This is a genomic window from Gibbsiella greigii, assembly GCF_039540155.1.
GTDB lineage: Bacteria > Pseudomonadota > Gammaproteobacteria > Enterobacterales > Enterobacteriaceae > Gibbsiella > Gibbsiella quercinecans.
Genome location: NZ_BAABEM010000010.1, coordinates 45295 through 64339, shown reverse-complemented (window position 1 = coordinate 64339; position 19045 = coordinate 45295). Strand labels below are relative to the sequence as shown.

General features: G+C 56.3%; 19 protein-coding genes. 6 read left to right on the top strand and 13 right to left on the bottom strand.

Features of this window, described 5'->3' with window-relative positions; genetic code table 11:
- Nucleotides 1-49 precede the first annotated feature (49 nt).
- The 9 genes from AC559G_RS10665 to gpmM form a co-directional block, all read right to left on the bottom strand.
- Nucleotides 50-1291, bottom strand: coding sequence for an O-antigen ligase family protein (locus AC559G_RS10665; RefSeq protein WP_498912536.1), 1242 nt, complete (start codon nucleotides 1289-1291; stop codon nucleotides 50-52).
- A 9-nt stretch (nucleotides 1292-1300) separates the two neighbouring features.
- Nucleotides 1301-2320: a glycosyltransferase family 8 protein gene (locus tag AC559G_RS10660; protein WP_498912535.1), complete on the bottom strand. Its 1020-nt coding sequence runs from the start codon at nucleotides 2318-2320 to the stop codon at nucleotides 1301-1303.
- A complete protein-coding gene (locus tag AC559G_RS10655; RefSeq protein ID WP_438596632.1) occupies nucleotides 2310-3230 on the bottom strand; it encodes a glycosyltransferase family 2 protein in 921 nt (306 codons plus the stop codon). Before AC559G_RS10655 ends, AC559G_RS10660 begins: the two co-directional genes overlap by 11 nt.
- Before the next feature lie 28 nt (nucleotides 3231-3258).
- Nucleotides 3259-4230, bottom strand: coding sequence for a lipopolysaccharide heptosyltransferase I (gene rfaC, locus AC559G_RS10650; protein WP_498912534.1), 972 nt, complete (start codon nucleotides 4228-4230; stop codon nucleotides 3259-3261).
- Nucleotides 4231-4232: 2 nt separating this feature from the next.
- Nucleotides 4233-5279, bottom strand: coding sequence for an ADP-heptose--LPS heptosyltransferase RfaF (gene rfaF, locus AC559G_RS10645; RefSeq protein WP_498912533.1), 1047 nt, complete (start codon nucleotides 5277-5279; stop codon nucleotides 4233-4235).
- 17 nt (nucleotides 5280-5296) lie between these two features.
- A complete protein-coding gene (gene rfaD / locus AC559G_RS10640; protein WP_438596635.1) occupies nucleotides 5297-6235 on the bottom strand; it encodes an ADP-glyceromanno-heptose 6-epimerase in 939 nt (312 codons plus the stop codon).
- 272 nt (nucleotides 6236-6507) lie between these two features.
- Nucleotides 6508-7449 carry a divergent polysaccharide deacetylase family protein gene (locus tag AC559G_RS10635; protein WP_498912532.1) on the bottom strand — a complete coding sequence of 314 codons (942 nt, stop codon included), beginning with the start codon at nucleotides 7447-7449 and terminating at the stop codon, nucleotides 6508-6510.
- Nucleotides 7450-7451: 2 nt separating this feature from the next.
- Entirely contained in the window at nucleotides 7452-8786 is a 1335-nt protein-coding gene (gene envC / locus AC559G_RS10630; RefSeq protein ID WP_498912531.1) for a murein hydrolase activator EnvC, read from the bottom strand.
- Between the two features lie 9 nt (nucleotides 8787-8795).
- Complete coding sequence (gpmM, locus tag AC559G_RS10625; protein WP_498912530.1) at nucleotides 8796-10340, bottom strand: 2,3-bisphosphoglycerate-independent phosphoglycerate mutase; 1545 nt, start codon at nucleotides 10338-10340, stop codon at nucleotides 8796-8798.
- A gap of 301 nt (nucleotides 10341-10641) precedes the next feature.
- Between gpmM and AC559G_RS10620 the strand changes: the two genes are divergently transcribed.
- From AC559G_RS10620 to cysE, 5 genes are all read left to right on the top strand, one after another.
- Complete coding sequence (locus AC559G_RS10620; RefSeq protein WP_438596639.1) at nucleotides 10642-11076, top strand: rhodanese-like domain-containing protein; 435 nt, start codon at nucleotides 10642-10644, stop codon at nucleotides 11074-11076.
- 28 nt (nucleotides 11077-11104) lie between these two features.
- Nucleotides 11105-11353, top strand: a complete 249-nt coding sequence (gene grxC / locus AC559G_RS10615; RefSeq protein WP_095846611.1) for a glutaredoxin 3 — start codon at nucleotides 11105-11107, stop codon at nucleotides 11351-11353.
- 63 nt (nucleotides 11354-11416) lie between these two features.
- The gene (secB, locus tag AC559G_RS10610; protein WP_438596640.1) at nucleotides 11417-11887 is read left to right on the top strand and encodes a protein-export chaperone SecB; all 471 of its coding nucleotides are present in this window, start codon (nucleotides 11417-11419) and stop codon (nucleotides 11885-11887) included.
- Nucleotides 11887-12906, top strand: a complete 1020-nt coding sequence (gene gpsA / locus AC559G_RS10605) for an NAD(P)H-dependent glycerol-3-phosphate dehydrogenase (RefSeq protein WP_498912529.1) — start codon at nucleotides 11887-11889, stop codon at nucleotides 12904-12906. Before secB ends, gpsA begins: the two co-directional genes overlap by 1 nt.
- A 120-nt stretch (nucleotides 12907-13026) precedes the next feature.
- Nucleotides 13027-13848 (top strand): serine O-acetyltransferase, encoded by an 822-nt coding sequence (cysE, locus tag AC559G_RS10600; RefSeq protein ID WP_438596641.1) that lies wholly within the window; start codon nucleotides 13027-13029, stop codon nucleotides 13846-13848.
- Nucleotides 13849-13936: 88 nt separating this feature from the next.
- Here cysE and trmL read toward each other — a convergent pair whose 3' ends face one another.
- From trmL to cpxR, 3 genes are read right to left on the bottom strand one after another with little or no spacing between them, the layout of a single operon-like run.
- Nucleotides 13937-14410 carry an RNA methyltransferase gene (trmL, locus tag AC559G_RS10595; RefSeq protein ID WP_498912528.1) on the bottom strand — a complete coding sequence of 158 codons (474 nt, stop codon included), beginning with the start codon at nucleotides 14408-14410 and terminating at the stop codon, nucleotides 13937-13939.
- Nucleotides 14411-14461: 51 nt separating this feature from the next.
- Complete coding sequence (cpxA, locus tag AC559G_RS10590) at nucleotides 14462-15844, bottom strand: envelope stress sensor histidine kinase CpxA (RefSeq protein WP_121553431.1); 1383 nt, start codon at nucleotides 15842-15844, stop codon at nucleotides 14462-14464.
- Nucleotides 15841-16539 (bottom strand): envelope stress response regulator transcription factor CpxR, encoded by a 699-nt coding sequence (cpxR, locus tag AC559G_RS10585; protein ID WP_095846617.1) that lies wholly within the window; start codon nucleotides 16537-16539, stop codon nucleotides 15841-15843. Before cpxR ends, cpxA begins: the two co-directional genes overlap by 4 nt.
- A 149-nt stretch (nucleotides 16540-16688) precedes the next feature.
- On the opposite strand from cpxR, the gene cpxP reads away from it, so the two are divergent.
- Nucleotides 16689-17183, top strand: a complete 495-nt coding sequence (gene cpxP / locus AC559G_RS10580) for a cell-envelope stress modulator CpxP (protein WP_095849013.1) — start codon at nucleotides 16689-16691, stop codon at nucleotides 17181-17183.
- 87 nt (nucleotides 17184-17270) lie between these two features.
- Here cpxP and oxlT read toward each other — a convergent pair whose 3' ends face one another.
- On the bottom strand, nucleotides 17271-18530 hold the full coding sequence (gene oxlT, locus AC559G_RS10575; RefSeq protein WP_498912527.1) for an oxalate/formate MFS antiporter: 1260 nt from the start codon (nucleotides 18528-18530) through the stop codon (nucleotides 17271-17273).
- Nucleotides 18531-19045: the final 515 nt, after the last annotated feature.

The window sequence follows — 19045 nt, the reverse complement described above, 5'->3', positions numbered from 1 at the left end:
AGGCGGGTAGTGGCAGGCCCCTGAATGGCAATTCAGGGGCCTGTTTGTTTTACGCTTTCTGGCGCAGCGCCGGCAGAGACAGCGCCAGCGTCATTACCACCACCAGTGCGGTATGGCTTTGTATCAGCACCACGTCGGTGATGCCAAATACCATTACCGGCGCCATCACAAAAAAAGTGCTTCTGTTGCTGATAACGTTTTTTTTCAGTGAAAACCACAGGCCGGAGAGGTAAAAGCACAGTAGCGCCAGCAGGCCGAATATTCCCTGCAGCGAAAGGGTTTCGAGCATGTCATTATGCAGATGGTAGGCCAGATTCCGCGAAGCCTCCGGGTTGCCCCTTTCATAGCGGTTTACATATTCTTCCACTTTCTGATAGCGCAGGTCGGGGTTTTGCCCCAGAAAGCGCGGAGCGACGCTGTACCAGCCGGATTTCCAAATCGAGAAACGCGATCCTATCGAGGTGTCGTTATTCGTGTGGTACTGCGCGATATCCGTTTGGATTTGCGCCACGCGATCCCAGGCGCCATAAAGCACCAGGGCGGCGCCGGCGAGCATCACGGCGGCCAGCATGGTCTGTATATGCTTACTGATATGGCGGTAATAGGTGAGGAAGAAAACGATATATAACACCGGGGTGAATAAAATGGCGGCCCGGGTTTCGGTCATCAGCACCATGGCCATATTGATGATAAAGATCGCCAGGAACAGCGCGACCGACACCTTGGACGCCTGAAAGCATTTGCGCACCAGCACGGCGGCGGCCATGGAAATAATCACGGCCACATAGGCGCCGGTGGTCGCCGCATCGGTGGTCCATTTCACGCGTGAATCTTCAAGGGTCGGGCGGGAGGCATAGCCCAGCCACAGCGCCGCAAACAGCCCGATAAACAGAATCACTACGCCGAGTTTCAATACGTTTTTATTCAGCAACGTGCGGCATTGGTAAAAGTAAAACAGCACAAAGGCGGCCAGCAGAAAGCGTTTCCCGACGGTATGGTAGTTATCCCTGATGTCCGTGAAATGGGTGTTGTGGAACAGCTCGGCCCAGATTAACTTGCTGGCGCCAAACAGCAGCAGAGAAACTAGCAGGCAAAGCAACGCCTTGTTTTCCAGCAGGCTGCGCGGGTTTTTAGAGATATGCACCACACTGTAGATCACCGCCACATAGCTGGTGAGATAAAAAATCTTCTCTGGATACCCCTTGATCGCCAAGAGCATCGCCAGGGAAGTGATCAACGCTAAAAAACAAAGATTAAAAATGATCAATGTGTTGCGTGATTCGTTCGGCACTTTGCTTCCTCATTTACCGTAGCGCAAGATGAAATAACGGATATACCAACGTAAACCCGAAAGGTATTTCTTTTCGCGGAAAAGCCGCTTATACATTTTTTTTGCCTGCTGATCGTGCCGTGGCAAATCAAAAGGCCATGCTGCCCAGGGCGATGTTTGGTAAATATCCGTATAAAAACGGCAGCCAAGTTGTTTATTCCACTGCTGCCAGGGTTTATCTGCACCGGCATAATGCAGGAATACCGTGTTATTCGCCGGCATCTTGGCGTAGCCTTTCTCGTTATGCTCCAGCATGAAAATCGTATTGTATTTTCGATCTATAAATTTAACGTTGCCTTCCAAGACAATATTCAGCGCATCCTGATCCATATACTCGAAATGATCCCCGCGTTCCTTCAACACCGCGAGTACCTTCTCGCTGATGGCGGCCTGCAACCAGCGCTGCACGTCGATCAGCAGCATGCCGGAGTTGAAATAGCGCGTGCCGCGCAGGCCAATCTTGCCGGCCAGGCCCGGCGCCAAAGGTGCATCCTCACTCACCACACAGGCCACTTCCGGCGTAGCGGTTAGCTGTTGATAAATCGTGATAAACGGGTTGATGCAGACGATATCGGCGTCCAGGTAGAGCAGAGTTTCTTGCTGCTCAAGCAGATAGGGCGCCAACAAGCGGTAGTAAATGGCTTTGGTGAACAGCGCCGTGGCCGGCAGGTTGGCAAAAAGCGTCTCCGGAAGCTGGTGGATGTGGATACCGTGATCGGTGCCGGCCACCAGCGCCTGCAGCTTGTCCGCCACGTCGGCGGTATCTTCCGAGGTGATCAGATGGAAGCGAAGTTGTGCAGATCCCGCCTGGGCGATCAGCGATTGAATGGCGATACTGGCGTGGCGGATGAAGTTGCCGTCAACGCCGAAGGCGATAGGGTAGCCGCCAACTGCTGATTGGCCTTCTCGGCCCGGATACCGGGTTTCCTTAATGCCATGCTCACTGCCGGGCGCTAACCCCAGCAGTTGGCTTATCCGGCTATTTCCCATGTCTGGCCTGTAGATATTTTCTTTTAAAACTCAACCGGATGGCCGGATCCAACAGGAAAGACAGCGGGCGGATGCTGTTGATTCGCGCGATAATCCGCTGGCGGTTGCGCGAATCGGGCAGCGTTTCCCCATAGCGCTGGTAAATCTTAAGCCAGTGACAGGCGATCAGGTTGGCGTACTGCGGGCCAAAATCCCGGTCCATCTTGGCGGTGGCTTCAACCAGCAGATTGATCTTTTGCTCGTCAATCTGGCTGGAAAGGCTATTGCCACGTTTGAAATACAGATAGTGCCCGCGCGGCGAAAAAATAATATTGCGGCAGTGGTTCAGGATCGTCGGGAACAGGTAGGCGTCTTCATAGCACTTGAACTCGGGGAACGGGTGAGCCGCCAGCAGCGCGCGCCGGATAAACTGGCCAATAAAATGCGCCTGAAAATCTTTGTGGATCAGGAACGTTTTGATGGCCGCCTGCTGCGTCAGCGGCTTTGGCTGCAGCCCACCCCACGTTACCGGCTGCTTACTGTGGGGGTAGATTTCATTCAGCCCGGTCAGCAACAGATCGGGCTTGGTGGCGGCCAGATAGCGCATGATATCAGCCAGTGAGCCCGGCAAGACCTGATCGTCACCGTCAATCATAGTGACGTACTCCCCGCTGCATTGCTGGATAGCGAAGTTCCGCACTTTGCCAATATTACGGAATTCAACCTGGAACACCTGTGTATGGGCGTTATCGCTGGCGAACCGCTGCAGCATTTCTGCCGTGCGATCGGTGGATGCATCGCTAATCAGGATAATTTCATAACCTTCGGCCATCCCGCCTAACGCATGTTTCAGGCTGCTCAACGCATCGTTCAGATAGGCCTCGCAGTTATGCGCGGTGAGAACAATACTGAGTATCTTCCTCGTTGCCATGGTGTGATTCCAGGTCTCTAAAACCGGTTTACAGTATCTTGTACTGCTCCAGCAGGTGGTAAACCTGCTGGGCGTGAATATCCGCCATCTTATTGCCCGCATCTGGCCGGCAGGCATACTGATTTTTCCCGTACCCGCCTATCAACCCTGGATCCGTCGGGCCGAACAGCGTGATGTTTGGGCGATCGAGCGCGGCGGTCAGGTGGCTGAGGCCGGTGTCTACCGAAACCACCCCTTTGGCACCGGCCAGCACTTCGGCAACCTGCTGCAAACTGAGCTTCGGCAGCACCTCAACATGGGGATAACCTTCGGCCAGCCGCACCGCACGCTGGTGCTCGTGCTCGGCGCCCCAGGGAAGTTTGATTTTCAACCCGGTGGGGGCTATCAGCGCGATCAACTGGCGCCAGTTTGGTTCCGGCCAGTGCTTTTCATCCCGCGTGGTGGCGTGCAGGAACACCAGATACTGACCCGCATCTGCCGGCGGCTGGCTGAGAAAGCGCGCCGCAATGGCGTAATCGCCCTGGGTCTGCGGTTTTTCGTAGCCCAGGCTTTTGGCGAACAGCTCACGGGTGCGCTCCACGGCGTGCTGCTGCTTACCGATGTCATAGCGGTGGTCGTAAAACCAACTGGCAAAGGGTTCGCGTGCGCTTTTGCAATCTTGGCCGTGCTTACTGCCCTTGGCGATGCGGGTGATCAACGCTGCGCTTTTCATCAGCCCCTGTGCGTCGATCACCGCGTCGTAGGTGCGTTGCTGCAATTGGCGTTTGAAGTCACAGCGCTGTTGGCGCGTTTGTGCGCCAAACCAGTTTTTGCGCCACCGGCGGATGGCCACCGGGATCACGCGGTCTACCGCAGGGTGCCAAGTGGGGATCTGGCTAAAGCCTTCTTCCACCACCCAGTCAAAGCGGATGCCGGGCAGCGCCTGCATCGCATCGGTCAGTGCCGGTAGCGTGTGCAGCACGTCCCCCATCGAGGAGGTTTTAACGATCAGCACATGCATGATTATTCCTCGCTGGCGGCAAGCAATGGTGTCAGCACATCCAATACCTGCTGCGGCTGAATATCGATCAGGCTTTGATGATAGCCTTGGTCAGCATCGCCTTTGCGAATTTTGTGGTAACCGCTGATTAACCGGATCACTTTGGCCTTGTCGGATAACGGCGGCGTGAAATCCGGGCTGCTTGGGCCATAGAGCGCAATCAGCGGCCTGTTGAGCGCGGCGGCAACGTGCATCAGCCCCGAGTCATTGCTGACCACCGCACGGCAGGCGGCAAGCAGGATCACCGCCTGCTCCAGCTGGGTTTGCCCGGCTAAATTGAGGCAAAATTCGCGTGCGTTTTCCGCCAGCGCCGCGCGGATCTGCTCGCCGGCCGGGTGATCTTTGGCGGAGCCGAACAGGGCAATCTGGTAACCTTGGTCGATCAGCTTCTGCGCCAGATCGGCGTAGTGATAATGCGGCCAGCGCTTGGCCGGCCCGAATTCGGCGCCGGGGCAGAACCCAATCATCGGCCGCGCGTCGGTAAGGTTGAACGAGGAGGTGGTTTCCGCAATCTCTTCATCGCTGACCCGCAGTTGCGGCCACAGCAGCGGTTGCGGCAAATCCCCGGCGCTACGGATGCGTTTTTTGTCATACGCCAGCGCCACATAGCGCTGAACCATCAATGGAAAGGCAGATTTATCCAGCGTCCGGATATCATTAAGCAAACCGTAGCGCATTTCGCCGCGCCAGCCGGTGCGCTGCGGCACCTGGGCGAAGAACGGCACCAGCGCAGATTTAAACGAGTTGGGCAGCACATAGGCGCGATCGTAACGGTTGGCGCGCAGGCTGTGGCCCAGGCGGCGGCGTTCGCCGAGCGCCAGGGCGCCATGGCCGAGCGGCATGGCCAGCGCCTGGTTGACTTCCGGCATGCGCGCCAGCAACGGGCGGCACCAGGCCGGAGCCATCACATCGATCTCTGCGGCAGGGTGTTCAGCCTTCAGGGTGCGGTAGAGGCTTTGCGACATCATCATATCGCCAACCCATGAAGGGCCAATGACCAGTATTTTCATACCGTATATGTATTCCCTTAAGCCTGATCGGCGCGGTTTAACCAGGCCATGTACTCTTTCACCCCTTCAGCGACGGTTTTGAACGGCGCATCATAACCCGCTGCACGCAGCTTGGTGAGATCGGCCTGGGTGTAAGCCTGGTAGCGCCCTTTGAGTTTTTCCGGGAACGGAATGTATTCCACGGCGCCGGTCTGATGGAAATCAACCACCGCGTCGGCAACGGCCTGGAAGGTTTCCGCACGGCCGGTCCCGCAATTGAAGATGCCGGAAGCGCCGTTTTTCCAGAACCACAGGTTCACGGCCGCCACATCGCCGACATAGATGAAATCGCGCTTGAAGTTTTCGCTGCCGGCGAACAGTTTTGGATTTTCGCCGCGCTTGATCTGGTTGTTCAGGTGGAACGCCACGCTGGCCATGCTGCCTTTATGGCCTTCACGCGGGCCGTAGACGTTGAAGTAACGGAAGCCGCAGATTTGCGAGTCGGCCTGCGGCAGGATCTCACGCACGTACTGATCGAACAGGAATTTGGAATAGCCGTAAACGTTCAGCGGTTGTTCGTACTTGCGCTCTTCAACGAAGTTTTCGCTGCGGCCGCCGTAAGTGGCGGCGGAAGACGCGTACAGGAACGGGATTTCACGCTCCAGGCAGTAGTGCAGCAGCTCTTTGGAGTACTGATAGTTGTTTTCCATCATGTATTTGCCGTCCCACTCGGTGGTGGCGGAACAGGCGCCTTCATGAAAAACGGCGTCGATATCGCCCAGATCGTCACCGGCCATGATGCTGCCGATAAAGTCTTCCTTGTCCATGTAGTCGGTGATGTCGAGATCGACCAGGTTGACGAATTTGGTGCCGTCTTTCAGGTTATCTACCACCAGGATATCGCGATACCCGTTATCATTCAGTGCTTTAACGATATTACTGCCGATCATGCCGGCGCCGCCAGTGACGATAATCATTGGGTTTACCCCTTTTAATCTGCCGGTGGTGCACAACGCCCCACGCTATATGTTGCCTATAATAGCATTTCGTATCGTTGCGAACATCGGCAGGCTCCTAATATCCCACACGTCAGGTAGTGTTGAATCGGCGCTATATTCGGATTTTCTTGGGGTAATATGGCGCAAGGGCAAGGAATACTAACGGTGAGGAAAATCCTCGGCCGGGGCCGGCCGAGGGGCAACGGGCGCTTATCAAACGGGTGAGGTGAAAGCGAACCCTGTTTCTTTGTTTATTCTTTCTTACCGGCCCAGCGTTGCCACTGCTGTTTGATAAACACCCCTGCCGGCGATTGCGCCAGGCTTTCGCTGATCACGCCGAGTGCGGTGGCCGCGTTCACTTTTTCTTTCGGCAACACGATCTTGCACTGTTTGATCGCCCCTTTGAACGGGTTCTTCGGCTGTGGTTTTTGCGGTTTGGCCGGCGGCACATAGCCGCCGCTATGCGCAACCTCGTTGAGCAGGGCACTCGGCTTAACCAGCACGATATCGGGCGGCAGCGTCGCTAGCATTTGCTGCAGCACTTTCACCGTCGCCGGCCGTGGGTGGCCGATGGCGATCGCCGAGCCGTTGCGGCGAGCCAATTCCACCGCGCGGTTGAATTGGCGGCGGATATCCGCTTCGTTGGCGGTATCATCCAGAAACACTTTGCGCTTGATGACTTTGACGCCGGTGCCTGCCGCCGCGTTGGTGGCCTGGCTGCTGCCGATGGTCATACTGTCGAGGAAATACAGCAACTGGTAGCCGGCCAGCGTCTGCATGACCTTTTGCATCGCCGGCAGGCTGGCGGTCATGGCGCTGCCCATATGGTTGTTCATGCCAACCGCGTAGGGCACGTTATTGACTGCGTTGTGGATAATGCGCTGAATCTCTTCGCTGCTCATGGAAGGCTGCAGCGTATCGCGCTCCAGCGGCTGTTTGCTGAGCGGCGCCATGGGCATGTGGATCAACACTTCACGCCCCTGGCTGTGCGCGCGGGTCGCCATCAGCCGGGCGTGCGGCGCATTGGGCAACACGGCGACGGAGATCGCCACCGGCATTTGCAGCACGGCGTTTTCTTCATGCGGGCGGTAGCCCACGTCATCAATGACAATCGACAGTTTGCCGGCCTGTGCGGAGCAGGCCAGCAGCAAAGCGGCCGTGAGTACGGCAACGCGTGTTTTGATATCGTGCAAACCTATCTTCCCAACCACGGTAGTGGGTTAACCGCCTGGCCCTGACGCCTGATTTCGAAATAGAGCGACGGCGTTCCCTGGCCGCCGCTGGTTCCCACCAGGGCGATTGGCTGGCCGGCGCGCACCTGCGCACCCACGTTGACCAGTGCGCTCTGGTTGTAGCCATACAGGCTCATATCGCCTTTCCCGTGTTCAACCACCACCACCAGGCCATAGCCTTGCAGCCAGTCCGCCATCAATACGCGGCCATCGGCAATGGCTTTCACGTCGCTGCCTTCCGGGGCGGAAATCACCATGCCTTTCCAGCGCAGCTCGCCTTGCAGCGCTTCGCCGAAGCGGTGGATGATGCTACCGCGCACCGGCCAGATGGCCTGCCCGCCTGGGCGGCCCAGGCCGCCGGTACGCGCCATCAGTGAACGTTCGCTTTCGGTCGGTTTATAGCTGGAGCCGGTTTTCTTCGCCTGCTGTTCTTTGGCGCGCACCTGTTCACGCACCCGGGCGGCTTCGCGGGCCTCACGTTCGGCGCGAGCCCGGGCTTCGCGCTCGGCGCGGGCGATCTGATCGCGCAGGCGCGTTTCATTCTGGCGCAGTTCGACCAGCCGCTGTTGATCTTTTTCCAACGAACTTTCCAGCGCCGACAGGGTTTTCTTCCGGGCGCTGCGCGCCTGCTCCAACTGCTGCTGCTGGGTTTGCTGAGCGCTGAGCAGCGTTTTTTGCTGCCCCTGCTTGGCGACCAGCGTGGTTTTCTGGCTGGCCAGTTCGGCACGGGTTTGTTTCAGCGCTTCGATGTTTTTTTGCCGCGCTTCGTTCAGATAGCCGAAGTAGGCCAGAATGCGTTCACTACGCTGGCTTTCTTCACCGCTGAGAATTAATTGCAACGCGCTGTGCTGCCCCTGCCGGAAGGCGGCGTCAAGCTGCCTGGCGAGGATGTCCTGTTGCGTGGCCTGCTGCTTTTGCAGCCTGGCGATAGAGGCATTCAGGTTGGAAATATCTTTAGCCAGCGCACCGAGCGTATTTTGCGTATCGCGTAGCGAACGGCTGGCCTGCGCAATACTCTTTTCTTGGGTTTTGAGTTGCTCTTGCAGCGCGCTGCGCTGTTTTTGCTGCTGCTTAACGGCTTTTTCTTTCTCTGCAATGCTTTGCTGAATGTCTTTTAGCTGGGATTTATTGTCTTCCGCCGCACGGCCGGATAGCGGAAACAACAATGCGCCAGCGCATAACACGCTGGCGCACAGGATGGTCAACGTCCGTGGCGCGGTACGGGCAGGCAGCAACTGGCTGCCTGCGTTTGCGCTTCGGGTTACCCTTGATAGTGCAAAATACGCCTTCTCCCTCATGGAGAAGGATTATTCCACGATGAACAGCGGCTTACCAGTCATCTCTTGCGGGATTTCCATGCCCATCAGCGACAGCATGGTCGGTGCGATGTCGGAAAGCTTGCCGCCGTTGACCGCTTTGGCCGGCTTGCCGATGTAGATCAACGGTACCGGCAGGTTGGTGTGCGCCGTGTGGGCCTGGCCGGTGGCCGGATCGCGCATCTGTTCGGCGTTGCCGTGGTCAGCGGTGATCAGCAACTGGCCATCAACGGCTTTGACTGCTTCCACAACCTGCGCAATACAGCTATCCAGCGTTTCCACCGCTTTCACCGCTGCATCATATACGCCGGTATGGCCGACCATGTCGCCATTCGGGTAGTTACAGATGATGGCGTCGTACTTGCCGCTATTGATCGCGCTCAGCAGCTTATCGGTCAGTTCCGCCGAGCTCATTTCCGGCTGCAGATCGTAAGTGGCCACTTTCGGGGAGTTGATCAGCACGCGGTCTTCGCCTTTGAACGGCTCTTCCACACCGCCGTTATAGAAGAAGGTCACGTGGGCGTATTTTTCGGTTTCGGAAATGCGCAACTGGGTTTTGTCGTGCTTCATCAGCCATTCGCCGAAAGTATTCACCAGGGCCGTCGGCGGATACGCGCAGGCGGTTTTGATATCGGCGGCGTATTCGGTCAGCATGACGAAATCGCAGAATTTCACCACTTTGGCGCGCGGGAAGCCGTTAAAGTCCGGTTCGACAAAGGCGCGGGTAATCTGGCGCGCGCGGTCAGCACGGAAGTTCATGAAGATCAGCGCGTCGCCGTCGTTCATTTCTGCGCTGGCTTCGCCTGGCGCTTGGATCACGGTAGGTTTGACGAATTCGTCGTTTTCATCGCGGGCATAGGCTGCCTGCAAGCCGGCGACGGCGTTGGCGGCGGTGAACTCGCCCTTGGCCTGGGTTAACAGATCATAGGCCAACTGCACGCGATCCCAACGGTTATCGCGGTCCATTGCGTAATAGCGGCCAATCAGGGAGGCGATGCGGCCGGCGCCCAGTTTGGCGAATTCATCACTGAATCGTTTCAGTGATTGCTCAGCACTGCGCGGCGGGGTGTCGCGCCCATCCAGGAAAGCATGCAGGTAGATGGCCTTCGCGCCACGCTGCGTGGCCAGGTTGACCATCGCCAGGATGTGCGCTTCGTGGCTGTGTACGCCGCCCGGTGACATCAGGCCCATAATATGCACCGCTTTGCCGGCCTTGACGGCTTTATCTACGGCGGCGGTCAATACTGGGTTGGCAAAGAATTCGCCGTCTTTGATTTCTTTGTCCAGGCGGGTGAGATCCTGATACACGATGCGCCCGGCGCCCAGGTTGACGTGGCCGACTTCCGAGTTGCCCATCTGGCCGTCAGGCAGGCCGACATCCAGGCCGGATGCGGCAATCAGCGTATGCGGCTGCTGTTGCCACAGGCGATCCATAACCGGCGTTTTTGCATTCAGAATGGCGTTGTCCTGCTGGTCTTCCCGATGGCCGTAACCATCCAGAATCACCAGTACCATAGGCTTTTTATTGCTCGACATTGCACTAACCTCGTTATTATTACTTAAGTTATGAATAGCCCGCCGTCCGCACCGGGTGGCGGGCTATTCATCCTCGTTTTTCGCGGGAATTTTACCGCGGGCCAGCTCAAAAAGAGCCCAGAGAGATCAAAGTTGCGTTGAACAAAGGTTAACTTTCTTGGCCGCAGACAGGGATTTTTCCATTGCACCGCGCAGTTTCTGCAATCGTGCTCGCTTATTGGCTGTATTTGCTCAATTCGGCAGGTATACTCTGGAGCCTTGATTTATTTTTCCCTTAACTTAACGGGAGTTGTTACCCCCCATGCTGCAAGAAATTATGCCATTCGTTAGCCGGCATCCGATACTGAGCCTGGCCTGGGTTGCCTTGCTGGTTGCCGTGATCGTGATGACCTTCAAAAGCCGTTTTTCCAAGGTTAAGGACATCACCCGTGGCGAGACGACACGCTTGATCAACAAAGAAGACGCCGTGGTTGTAGACACCCGCAGCCGCGAAGATTTTCGTAAGGGCCATATCGCCAATGCGATTAACCTGACCGCCAGTGAAATTAAAAGCGGCAGCCTGGGCGAGCTTGAAAAACACAAGGCACGCCCAATTATCGTGGTATGCGCTAACGGCACAGCATCACGTGAGCCGGCAGAGAACCTGAGTAAAGCCGGTTTTGAAAACGTATCCACCCTGAAGGAAGGTATTGCCGGCTGGATCGGCGACAATCTGCCTTTGGCGCGCGGTAAATAATTTATTAACCTGTTTGAGGTGGTGATTCATGGCTAACATCGATATTTATACTAAGGCGACCTGTCCGTTCTGCCATCGCGCCAAAGCGCTGCTGAAAGAGAAAGGCGCTGCGTTTAATGAGATTGCGATTGACGGCGACAACGTAAAACGTGAAGCAATGATTGCCCGCAGTGGGCGCACCACCGTGCCTCAAATTTTCATTGATGGCCAGCACATCGGGGGCTGCGATGACTTGTATGCACTCGATGCTCGTGGCGGCCTGGAGCCGCTGTTGTAAACAAACGGGCGGGTTCGGTTGCTGAACATCCAATAAGGACGTTTAACTAAGGGTATTACACACATGTCAGAACAAAACAGCACAGAAATGGCGTTCCAGATTCAGCGTATCTACACCAAGGATATCTCTTTCGAAGCGCCAAACGCGCCGCAGGTTTTCCAGCAGGAATGGCAGCCAGAAGTTAAACTTGATCTGGATACCGCGTCCAGCCAACTGGCGGAAGACGTGTATGAAGTCGTGCTGCGTGTCACCGTTACGGCGAGCCTGGGTGAAGAAACGGCATTTCTGTGCGAAGTCCAGCAGGCCGGTATCTTCTCCGTTTCCGGCATTGAAGGTACGCAGCTGGCGCATTGCCTGGGCGCATACTGCCCGAACATCCTGTTCCCGTATGCCCGTGAATGCATCACCAGCCTGGTTTCACGCGGTACGTTCCCGCAACTGAATTTGGCACCCGTCAACTTCGACGCGCTGTTCATGAACTATCTGCAACAGCAGGCTGAAGGCGAAGGTGCCGCACCGCATCAGGATGCCTGATGGACACGGTAAAAGCTTCAATGACCGTCATCGGTGCCGGCTCGTACGGTACCGCTTTGGCCATTACGCTGGCGCGTAATGGCCATACTGTCGTGCTGTGGGGCCACGATCCCCGGCAGATAGAGAAAATGCAGCAAGAGCGCTGCAACCAGGCGTTTTTGCCCGGTGTGGCCTTCCCTGATACCCTGCATTTAGAGGCCGATTTGGCCCGCGCGTTGGCGGCCAGCCGCAATGTGCTGGTGGTGGTTCCCAGCCACGTTTTTGGTGAAGTGCTGCGGCAATTAAAACCGCTGCTGCGCCAGGACGCACGTGTTGTTTGGGCCACCAAGGGGCTGGAAGCGGAAACGGGCCGCCTGTTGCAAGACGTGGCGCGCGAAGCGCTGGGGGATGTTATCCCGCTGGCGGTGGTTTCCGGGCCAACCTTCGCCAAAGAGCTGGCGGCGGGGTTGCCGACGGCGATTGCGCTGGCCGCTACCGACGCGCAGTTTGCCGAAGATTTACAGCAATTGCTGCACTGCGGCAAAAGCTTCCGTGTCTACAGCAACCCGGATTTTATTGGTGTGCAACTGGGCGGCGCGGTGAAAAACGTGATAGCCATCGGCGCAGGGATGTCGGACGGTATCGGCTTCGGCGCCAATGCGCGCACGGCATTAATTACCCGCGGCCTGGCGGAGATGAGCCGCCTGGGCGCTGCGTTGGGGGCAGAGCCTTCCACGTTTATGGGGATGGCCGGGCTGGGCGATTTGGTGCTCACCTGTACGGATAACCAATCACGCAACCGCCGCTTCGGGATTATGCTGGGGCAAGGGGTCAGCGTGGAGCAGGCGCAGGCGGATATCGGCCAGGTAGTTGAAGGTTACCGGAATACCAAAGAAGTGCTGGCGTTGGCGCAGCGCCACGGTGTGGAAATGCCGATAACTGAACAGATTTATCAGGTGCTGTATTGCCATAAGGACGCGCGCGAAGCGGCTTTAAGCCTGTTGGGGCGCACAAGAAAAGATGAAAAGCACAGCGCCTGATTTTGTATCATCAGTGGGGCATCGTCGCCCCGCGGCGTAACGTTGGTTGCGCGCGGCAGTTTGATTAAGCCCTTTGCTAGGCCCTGGCAAGGGGACTTTTGCAATGCTGAGAGGAACGTGATGTCGTCAGAAGAGTTGGAAAAGGTCTGGAGTAACATAAAGACAGAAGCGAGAACGCTGGCTGATAGTGAACCGATGCTGGCCAGCTTTTTCCATGCGACATTGCTCAAACATGAGAATTTGGGCAGTGCGTTGAGCTACATTCTGGCGAACAAGCTGGCGAACCCGATCATGCCGGCCATCGCTGTGCGTGAAGTTGTGGAAGACGCCTACCATGCCGACGGGCAAATGATTATTTCAGCGGCGCGCGATATCCTCGCCGTGCGCCTGCGCGATCCGGCTGTGGATAAATACTCCACCCCGCTGCTGTATTTAAAGGGCTTCCATGCGCTACAAGCCTATCGCATCGGCCACTGGCTGTGGCTGCAGGGGCGCCGGGCCTTGGCCGTTTATCTGCAAAACCAGATCTCCGTATCGTTTGGCGTGGATATTCACCCGGCCGCGACTATCGGCTCCAGCATCATGCTCGATCATGCAACCGGCATTGTGATCGGTGAAACCGCCGTGGTGGAAGACAACGTGTCTATTCTGCAGTCGGTTACGCTCGGCGGCACCGGCAAAACCACGGGCGATCGCCACCCAAAAATCCGCGAAGGCGTGATGATTGGCGCCGGCGCTAAAATCCTTGGCAATATCGAAGTGGGCAAAGGGGCGAAGATTGGCGCGGGTTCGGTGGTATTGCAGCCCGTGCCGCCGCACACCACCGCAGCCGGTGTGCCGGCCCGCATCGTTGGCCGGCCGGAAAGCGACACGCCATCAATGGATATGAACCAATACTTCAATGGCATTAACCACGGCTTTGAATACGGCGACGGTATCTGATTTCACGGGCTGCCTGATTATTCCTGCGTAGCCTGCCTTTAAGGCGCACTTTCATCGCGCCGTCTTATCTTACCTGCCGTGCTCGCGGCTATTCCTTGATTAACGCGCCGGCGTAGCCCAACTGGCGCCAAGCCTCATACACCACCACCGCGACGGCGTTGGACAGGTTCATGCTGCGGCTTTGTGCCTGCATGGGGATGCGGATCTTTTGCTGTGTGGGCAGGGCATCGAGAATGCTGGCCGGCAGGCCGCGGGTTTCCGGGCCAAACAGCAGGTAGTCGCCGGCCTGATAGCTGACCGCGCTGTGTGCCGGGGTGCCTTTGGTTGTCAGCGCAAACAGCCGCTGGGGGTTTTCGCTGGCAAGGAACACGGCGTAGTTGGCATGGCGCTTAATGTTGACGAATTCATGATAATCCAGCCCGGCTCGGCGCAGCCGCTTGTCGTCCCAGGGGAAGCCCATCGGTTCGATCAGGTGCAGTTGGAAGCCGGTATTGGCGCACAGGCGGATGATATTGCCGGTATTCGGTGGGATTTCGGGTTCAAATAAAACGATATTCAACATGTAAAGCCCCTCATAACGAGGGGCGCAGGATAGCAAAATCTGGCTGCCCAGTCACACTGCGGATTTACGCTGGTGCAGCGGCAGCCATAGCACCAGCCGCAGACCGCCCAGCGGGCTGTCTTCGGCTTTTACCCAGCCGCGGTGCTGGTTGATCGCCGCTTCAACGATCGCCAGCCCCAGGCCGGTGCCGCCGGATTGGCGGTCGCGGGCTTCATCGGTGCGATAGAATGGGCGGAAAATTTGCTCGCGGTCTTCGGCGCTGACGCCTGGGCCGTCGTCGTCCACCACAATGGTGATCCCCTGATTATCCGCGCTGAACGCCACGGCAATGCGCGTATGCGAGTAACGCAGGGCATTACGCACGATGTTTTCCAATGCGCTGTCCAGCGCGCTGGCATTGCCAAACAGCGCCCATGGGCCGGGGGGCGAGGTCACCTCCAGATGTTTGCCCATCTGTTCGGCTTCAAAGCGGGCATTATCCAGCACGTCTGCCCACAGATCGTTGGCCTTGAGCATTTCACGCGCCAGCTCGCTTTTTTGCTGGCCGCGCGACAGCGCCAACAGATCGTTGATCATGGAGTCCAGCCGCTGTGCTTCGGTTTCGATACGCGCCAATTCGTGCCCTTCGCCGTGGCGGCGGCGCATCAATGCGGTCGCCAACTGCAAACGGGTGAGCGGCGTGCGCAGCTCGTGCGAGATATCAGAGATTAAACGCTGCTGGGCGGTCATCATCCGTTCCAACGCGCTGACCATCTGATTAAAGCTGGCGCCGGTGGCCAGGAATTCCTGCGGCCCGGCTTCCAGTTCGGGGTGCTGTTTCAGGTTGCCGCGCGCCACGTCGTCCGCCGCATTTTTCAGCTTGCGCGCCGGTTTTGCCAGGCTCCAGGCCAGCCAAAGCAGCAGCGGGGCGCTGATCAGCATGGTGACGATCAGTAACAGGAATGGGCGATCGAACATCAGGTTGATGACGTCGGACTGCGGGCTGTTGGCGGGGCGGATCAGGTACAGTTGGTAATTGTCTTCACCGTCGCGCACTGAAAAAGGGCCGACCAGCTCCACCCGGCCGTACTTTTTCTTCTTCGGATGGTCTGCGTTGTCTGACTGGCCGATAAAATTGCGCACGATCTGCATTTCGTTGCGTTGAGCGCCGATAACCCGCCCTTCACTGGTGACTAGCAGCAGGCGCTGGCCCGGCGGAGCCCACTTGTCGATGGCGCGGAATAAACGCCGCCACCACATCAGATCGTTGGCCGGGTCTTGTTGCAACTCGGCCTCAATGTGCTGCTCGAGCATCAATCCCTGCCGCTTTTCGCTGTCCAGCAACGCGGTAATCTGGCGGGAGTCGAGTTTGGGCACCATCAACACCAACATTAGCACCAGGGCTAACGTAAACCAAAATATGGCGAAGATGCGTGCCGTTAAACTATTGATCATGCTGCAGATACCATCAAATAGCCGCGGCCGCGCAGGGTTTTGAACCACGGGTGGCCGTCTTTGCGCTCCGGCAGTTTACGGCGCAGGTTGGAAATGTGCATATCAATCGCGCGATCGAACGGCGTCAGGCGCTTGCCCAGCACTTCCTGGCTTAACAGCTCGCGGGAGACAACCTGGCCGAGATGCTGCGCCAGTAGGTATAACAGGGTGAATTCGGTGCCGGTGAGATCAAGCACTTGGCCGTCGAAGCTGGCCTCCTGGCGGCCGGGGTTGAGTTGCAACCCGTCAACATCCAGGGTCGGCGCCCCGGTATCCACATTTTGCTGCTGTTCGCTCCAGTTGGAGCGGCGCAGGATAGCGCGGATACGCGCCACCAGCTCGCGATCGTTAAAGGGTTTCGGCAGATAATCGTCCGCGCCCAGTTCCAGCCCCAGCACGCGGTCCAGTTCGCTGCCGCGCGCGGTTAGCATGATGACTGGTGTTTGGTGGTGCTGGCGTAATTCTTTAAGCGTGTCGATGCCGTTCTTTTTCGGCATCATGATATCGAGCAACAGCAGGTCTATAGAGCTGTCCAGCAGGGATAACGCCTGCTCGCCGTCATGCGCGACAACAATATTAAAGCCTTCCATTTCAAGCAGTTCTTTGAGCAGCGAGGTTAACTCGCGGTCGTCGTCAACCAGCAGAATCTTGTTCATTGTTATTTACCTCCTGACGCAAAATACGTCATCAATGGTCGGTATTCCATGACTTTACTTAGTTTTACATGCACTGACGCATGTTTGCAGGGGCAGCAGTACACTTTCCCACATTGATTCGCAAAGAGAGAAACGAGCGAGGAGTGAAAATGCGTAAGGTGACCGCAGTAGTTATGGCATCTCTGCTGGCAATGAGTTCTACCGTTGCCTTCGCTGCCGAGACTACATCGGAAACTGCACCAAAACTCCCTGCCGATGCGTTGAGCAGAACACCCGGCCAGCACCATATGTTTGATGGTGTCAGCCTGACAGAACAGCAGCGCCAGCAAATGCGCGATTTGATGCGCCAGACCCGCTACGATCTACCTATTGTCAATGTAGCTGAAATGGAAGCAATGCATAAGTTGGTCACTGCAGACCGATTTGATGAAGCCGCCGTGTACGCCCAGGCGGAAAAGATGGCTCAGGAACAGGTTAAACGCCAGGTCGAAATGGCCAGGGTACGTAATCAAATGTATAACCTGTTGACGCCAGAGCAAAAAAGAGTTTTAGACCAGAAACATCAGCAACGAATGCAGCAGACGCTGCAGCAGATTTCTGGTTTGCAGCAGACCTCTGCCCAGAGGTTGAGTACGACCGAGTAGTTCCCTGTTTTTCCTTGCCATAGACACCATCCCTGTCTTCCCCGCCATGATGGCGGGGTTTTTTTTGCCTCTTTTTTACCGTTGCCCTTAACCGTGCTTTTTCAAGAAGCGTTCGCGCCAGGGCTTCAGCACCCACAGCGCCAATGCCGCGGTGATGAAATCCAGAGAGATCGCACAGCCAAACACCACATGCCACCCTTGGGTGCTTTGATAGAGCAGTGCCGCCAGCGGCCCGCCGAAAATCGCGCCAATCCCCTGTGACATATACAACCAGCCGTAATTTGCCGTCGCATTTTGCGTGCCGAAGGTATCCGTTAGCGTAGAAGGGAACAGCGAGAAAATCTCACCCCAGCCGAAGAATACAACGCCGGAGAGCAAGACGAACAGCATGGGATCTTCACGGCACATCAGCCACAGCGTCATGGCGCAGCCTTCGAGCGCAAAGGCGATGAACATGGTTTTTTCCCGGCCGTAACGATCGGAGATAAAACCAAACAGCGGGCGGGTTAATCCATTGGTGAAGCGATCGAGCGTTAACGCCAGCGGCAATGCGGCCATGCCGAACACCAGAGTATGGCTAATGCCGAAATCCTCTGCGAATACCGCCATTTGTGAGGTGACCATCAGCCCGGAGGTGGACATCATGGCCATCATCATGAACATCAGCCAGAACAGCGGCTGGCGAAGCATTTCTTTTGAGGTGAAGTGGCGGCTGTTGTTTTGCTTGACCACGGTGCTGGTGGGTAACGATGCGCTGTTCTGCGGTATTTTCAACCCCTGGCTTGCCAGGAAGCCGACAAGCGCAAAGATACCGCCAAACACGATCATCGTCTGTTCCAGGCCATAGCTCCCCAGGGAAAGTGTGATAGGGAAAGTGGTCAAAATGGCCCCCATGCCATACCCCGCGGCGACGGCGCCGGCGGCGAAGCCACGCTGCTGTGGGAACCAGCGGACCATCAAGCCAACCACCCCGACGTAAACAATGCCGGTGCCCAACCCGCCGATGCAGCCGTAAATGATATACAGCTGGGCCAGATCGGTCACCTGAGAAGAAAGCACCCAACTCAATCCAGAAAGCAGCGTGCCGATCGAGATTAATAACCGTGGGCCGAAACGGTCGATCAGCTTGCCCTGAAACGGGGAAAAGAACGTTTGCAAAATAATGAGCAAAGAAAATGTCACTTGCAATGCCGGCAAATCAACCCCGAGCTTTGCGGCAAATGGTTTGGTGAGTAGTGTCCAGACATATTGCGGGCTTGATATTGAAGCCATACAAACCAGGCCCAAAAATAGCTGCATCCATTTTGTGGTTTTTTCTACCGCCAGAGATTCCCCGAGTACCGTCATTGTATTCCCCTGTTGCTAATAATGTGAGCGTTTAGGAAAAGCCACGCGTTAAAAACGTTTTCATTTTTCTGTGTTATTGGCGCTATATCCGATAGCCATAAACCAGAGCGGCACCAAAATTGAGCGCACGCCACTGGTCCTGGTGTGGTGGCACGCATATTCCATTTCTTGCCCTGTCATGAATAAAACAGCAAAACTTGTGCCATATTTTATTTTTATAGAAGGCTAGTATTAACAGATAGATAACAAGCAGCGTGTGAGAATAAGTTTTTACGAAAATTAATGAGGAAAGAAAAATCGCACCAACTTGGTGACAATTAACTGGGCTGGTGCAGATATATTAATGAATTAAATAAACACACTTATTATAAAAATTTATAGATCTATTTAAATAGATGAAAATGACATCGCTACTGCAGATGCAGACTCTGCGGTAATTTAAAAGTGCGAGCGTTATCGCATGATGAACACGGCGGAAGGCCGCAGCGTTCTCTGTTCGCGCCATTCCGTTATAC

Bases quoted from the DNA above. Each gene is read 5' to 3' on its own strand.
- AC559G_RS10660 (WP_498912535.1), bottom strand. From the start codon at position 2,320: ATGGGAAATAGCCGGATAAGCCAACTGCTGGGGTTAGCGCCCGGCAGT.
- AC559G_RS10655 (WP_438596632.1), bottom strand. From the start codon at position 3,230: ATGGCAACGAGGAAGATACTCAGTATTGTTCTCACCGCGCATAACTGC.
- rfaC (WP_498912534.1), bottom strand. From the start codon at position 4,230: ATGCATGTGCTGATCGTTAAAACCTCCTCGATGGGGGACGTGCTGCAC.
- rfaF (WP_498912533.1), bottom strand. From the start codon at position 5,279: ATGAAAATACTGGTCATTGGCCCTTCATGGGTTGGCGATATGATGATG.
- rfaD (WP_438596635.1), bottom strand. From the start codon at position 6,235: ATGATTATCGTCACTGGCGGCGCCGGCATGATCGGCAGTAATATCGTT.
- envC (WP_498912531.1), bottom strand. From the start codon at position 8,786: ATGAGGGAGAAGGCGTATTTTGCACTATCAAGGGTAACCCGAAGCGCA.
- gpmM (WP_498912530.1), bottom strand. From the start codon at position 10,340: ATGTCGAGCAATAAAAAGCCTATGGTACTGGTGATTCTGGATGGTTAC.
- AC559G_RS10620 (WP_438596639.1), top strand. From the start codon at position 10,642: ATGCTGCAAGAAATTATGCCATTCGTTAGCCGGCATCCGATACTGAGC.
- grxC (WP_095846611.1), top strand. From the start codon at position 11,105: ATGGCTAACATCGATATTTATACTAAGGCGACCTGTCCGTTCTGCCAT.
- secB (WP_438596640.1), top strand. From the start codon at position 11,417: ATGTCAGAACAAAACAGCACAGAAATGGCGTTCCAGATTCAGCGTATC.
- gpsA (WP_498912529.1), top strand. From the start codon at position 11,887: ATGGACACGGTAAAAGCTTCAATGACCGTCATCGGTGCCGGCTCGTAC.
- cysE (WP_438596641.1), top strand. From the start codon at position 13,027: ATGTCGTCAGAAGAGTTGGAAAAGGTCTGGAGTAACATAAAGACAGAA.
- trmL (WP_498912528.1), bottom strand. From the start codon at position 14,410: ATGTTGAATATCGTTTTATTTGAACCCGAAATCCCACCGAATACCGGC.
- cpxA (WP_121553431.1), bottom strand. From the start codon at position 15,844: ATGATCAATAGTTTAACGGCACGCATCTTCGCCATATTTTGGTTTACG.
- cpxR (WP_095846617.1), bottom strand. From the start codon at position 16,539: ATGAACAAGATTCTGCTGGTTGACGACGACCGCGAGTTAACCTCGCTG.
- cpxP (WP_095849013.1), top strand. From the start codon at position 16,689: ATGCGTAAGGTGACCGCAGTAGTTATGGCATCTCTGCTGGCAATGAGT.
- oxlT (WP_498912527.1), bottom strand. From the start codon at position 18,530: ATGACGGTACTCGGGGAATCTCTGGCGGTAGAAAAAACCACAAAATGG.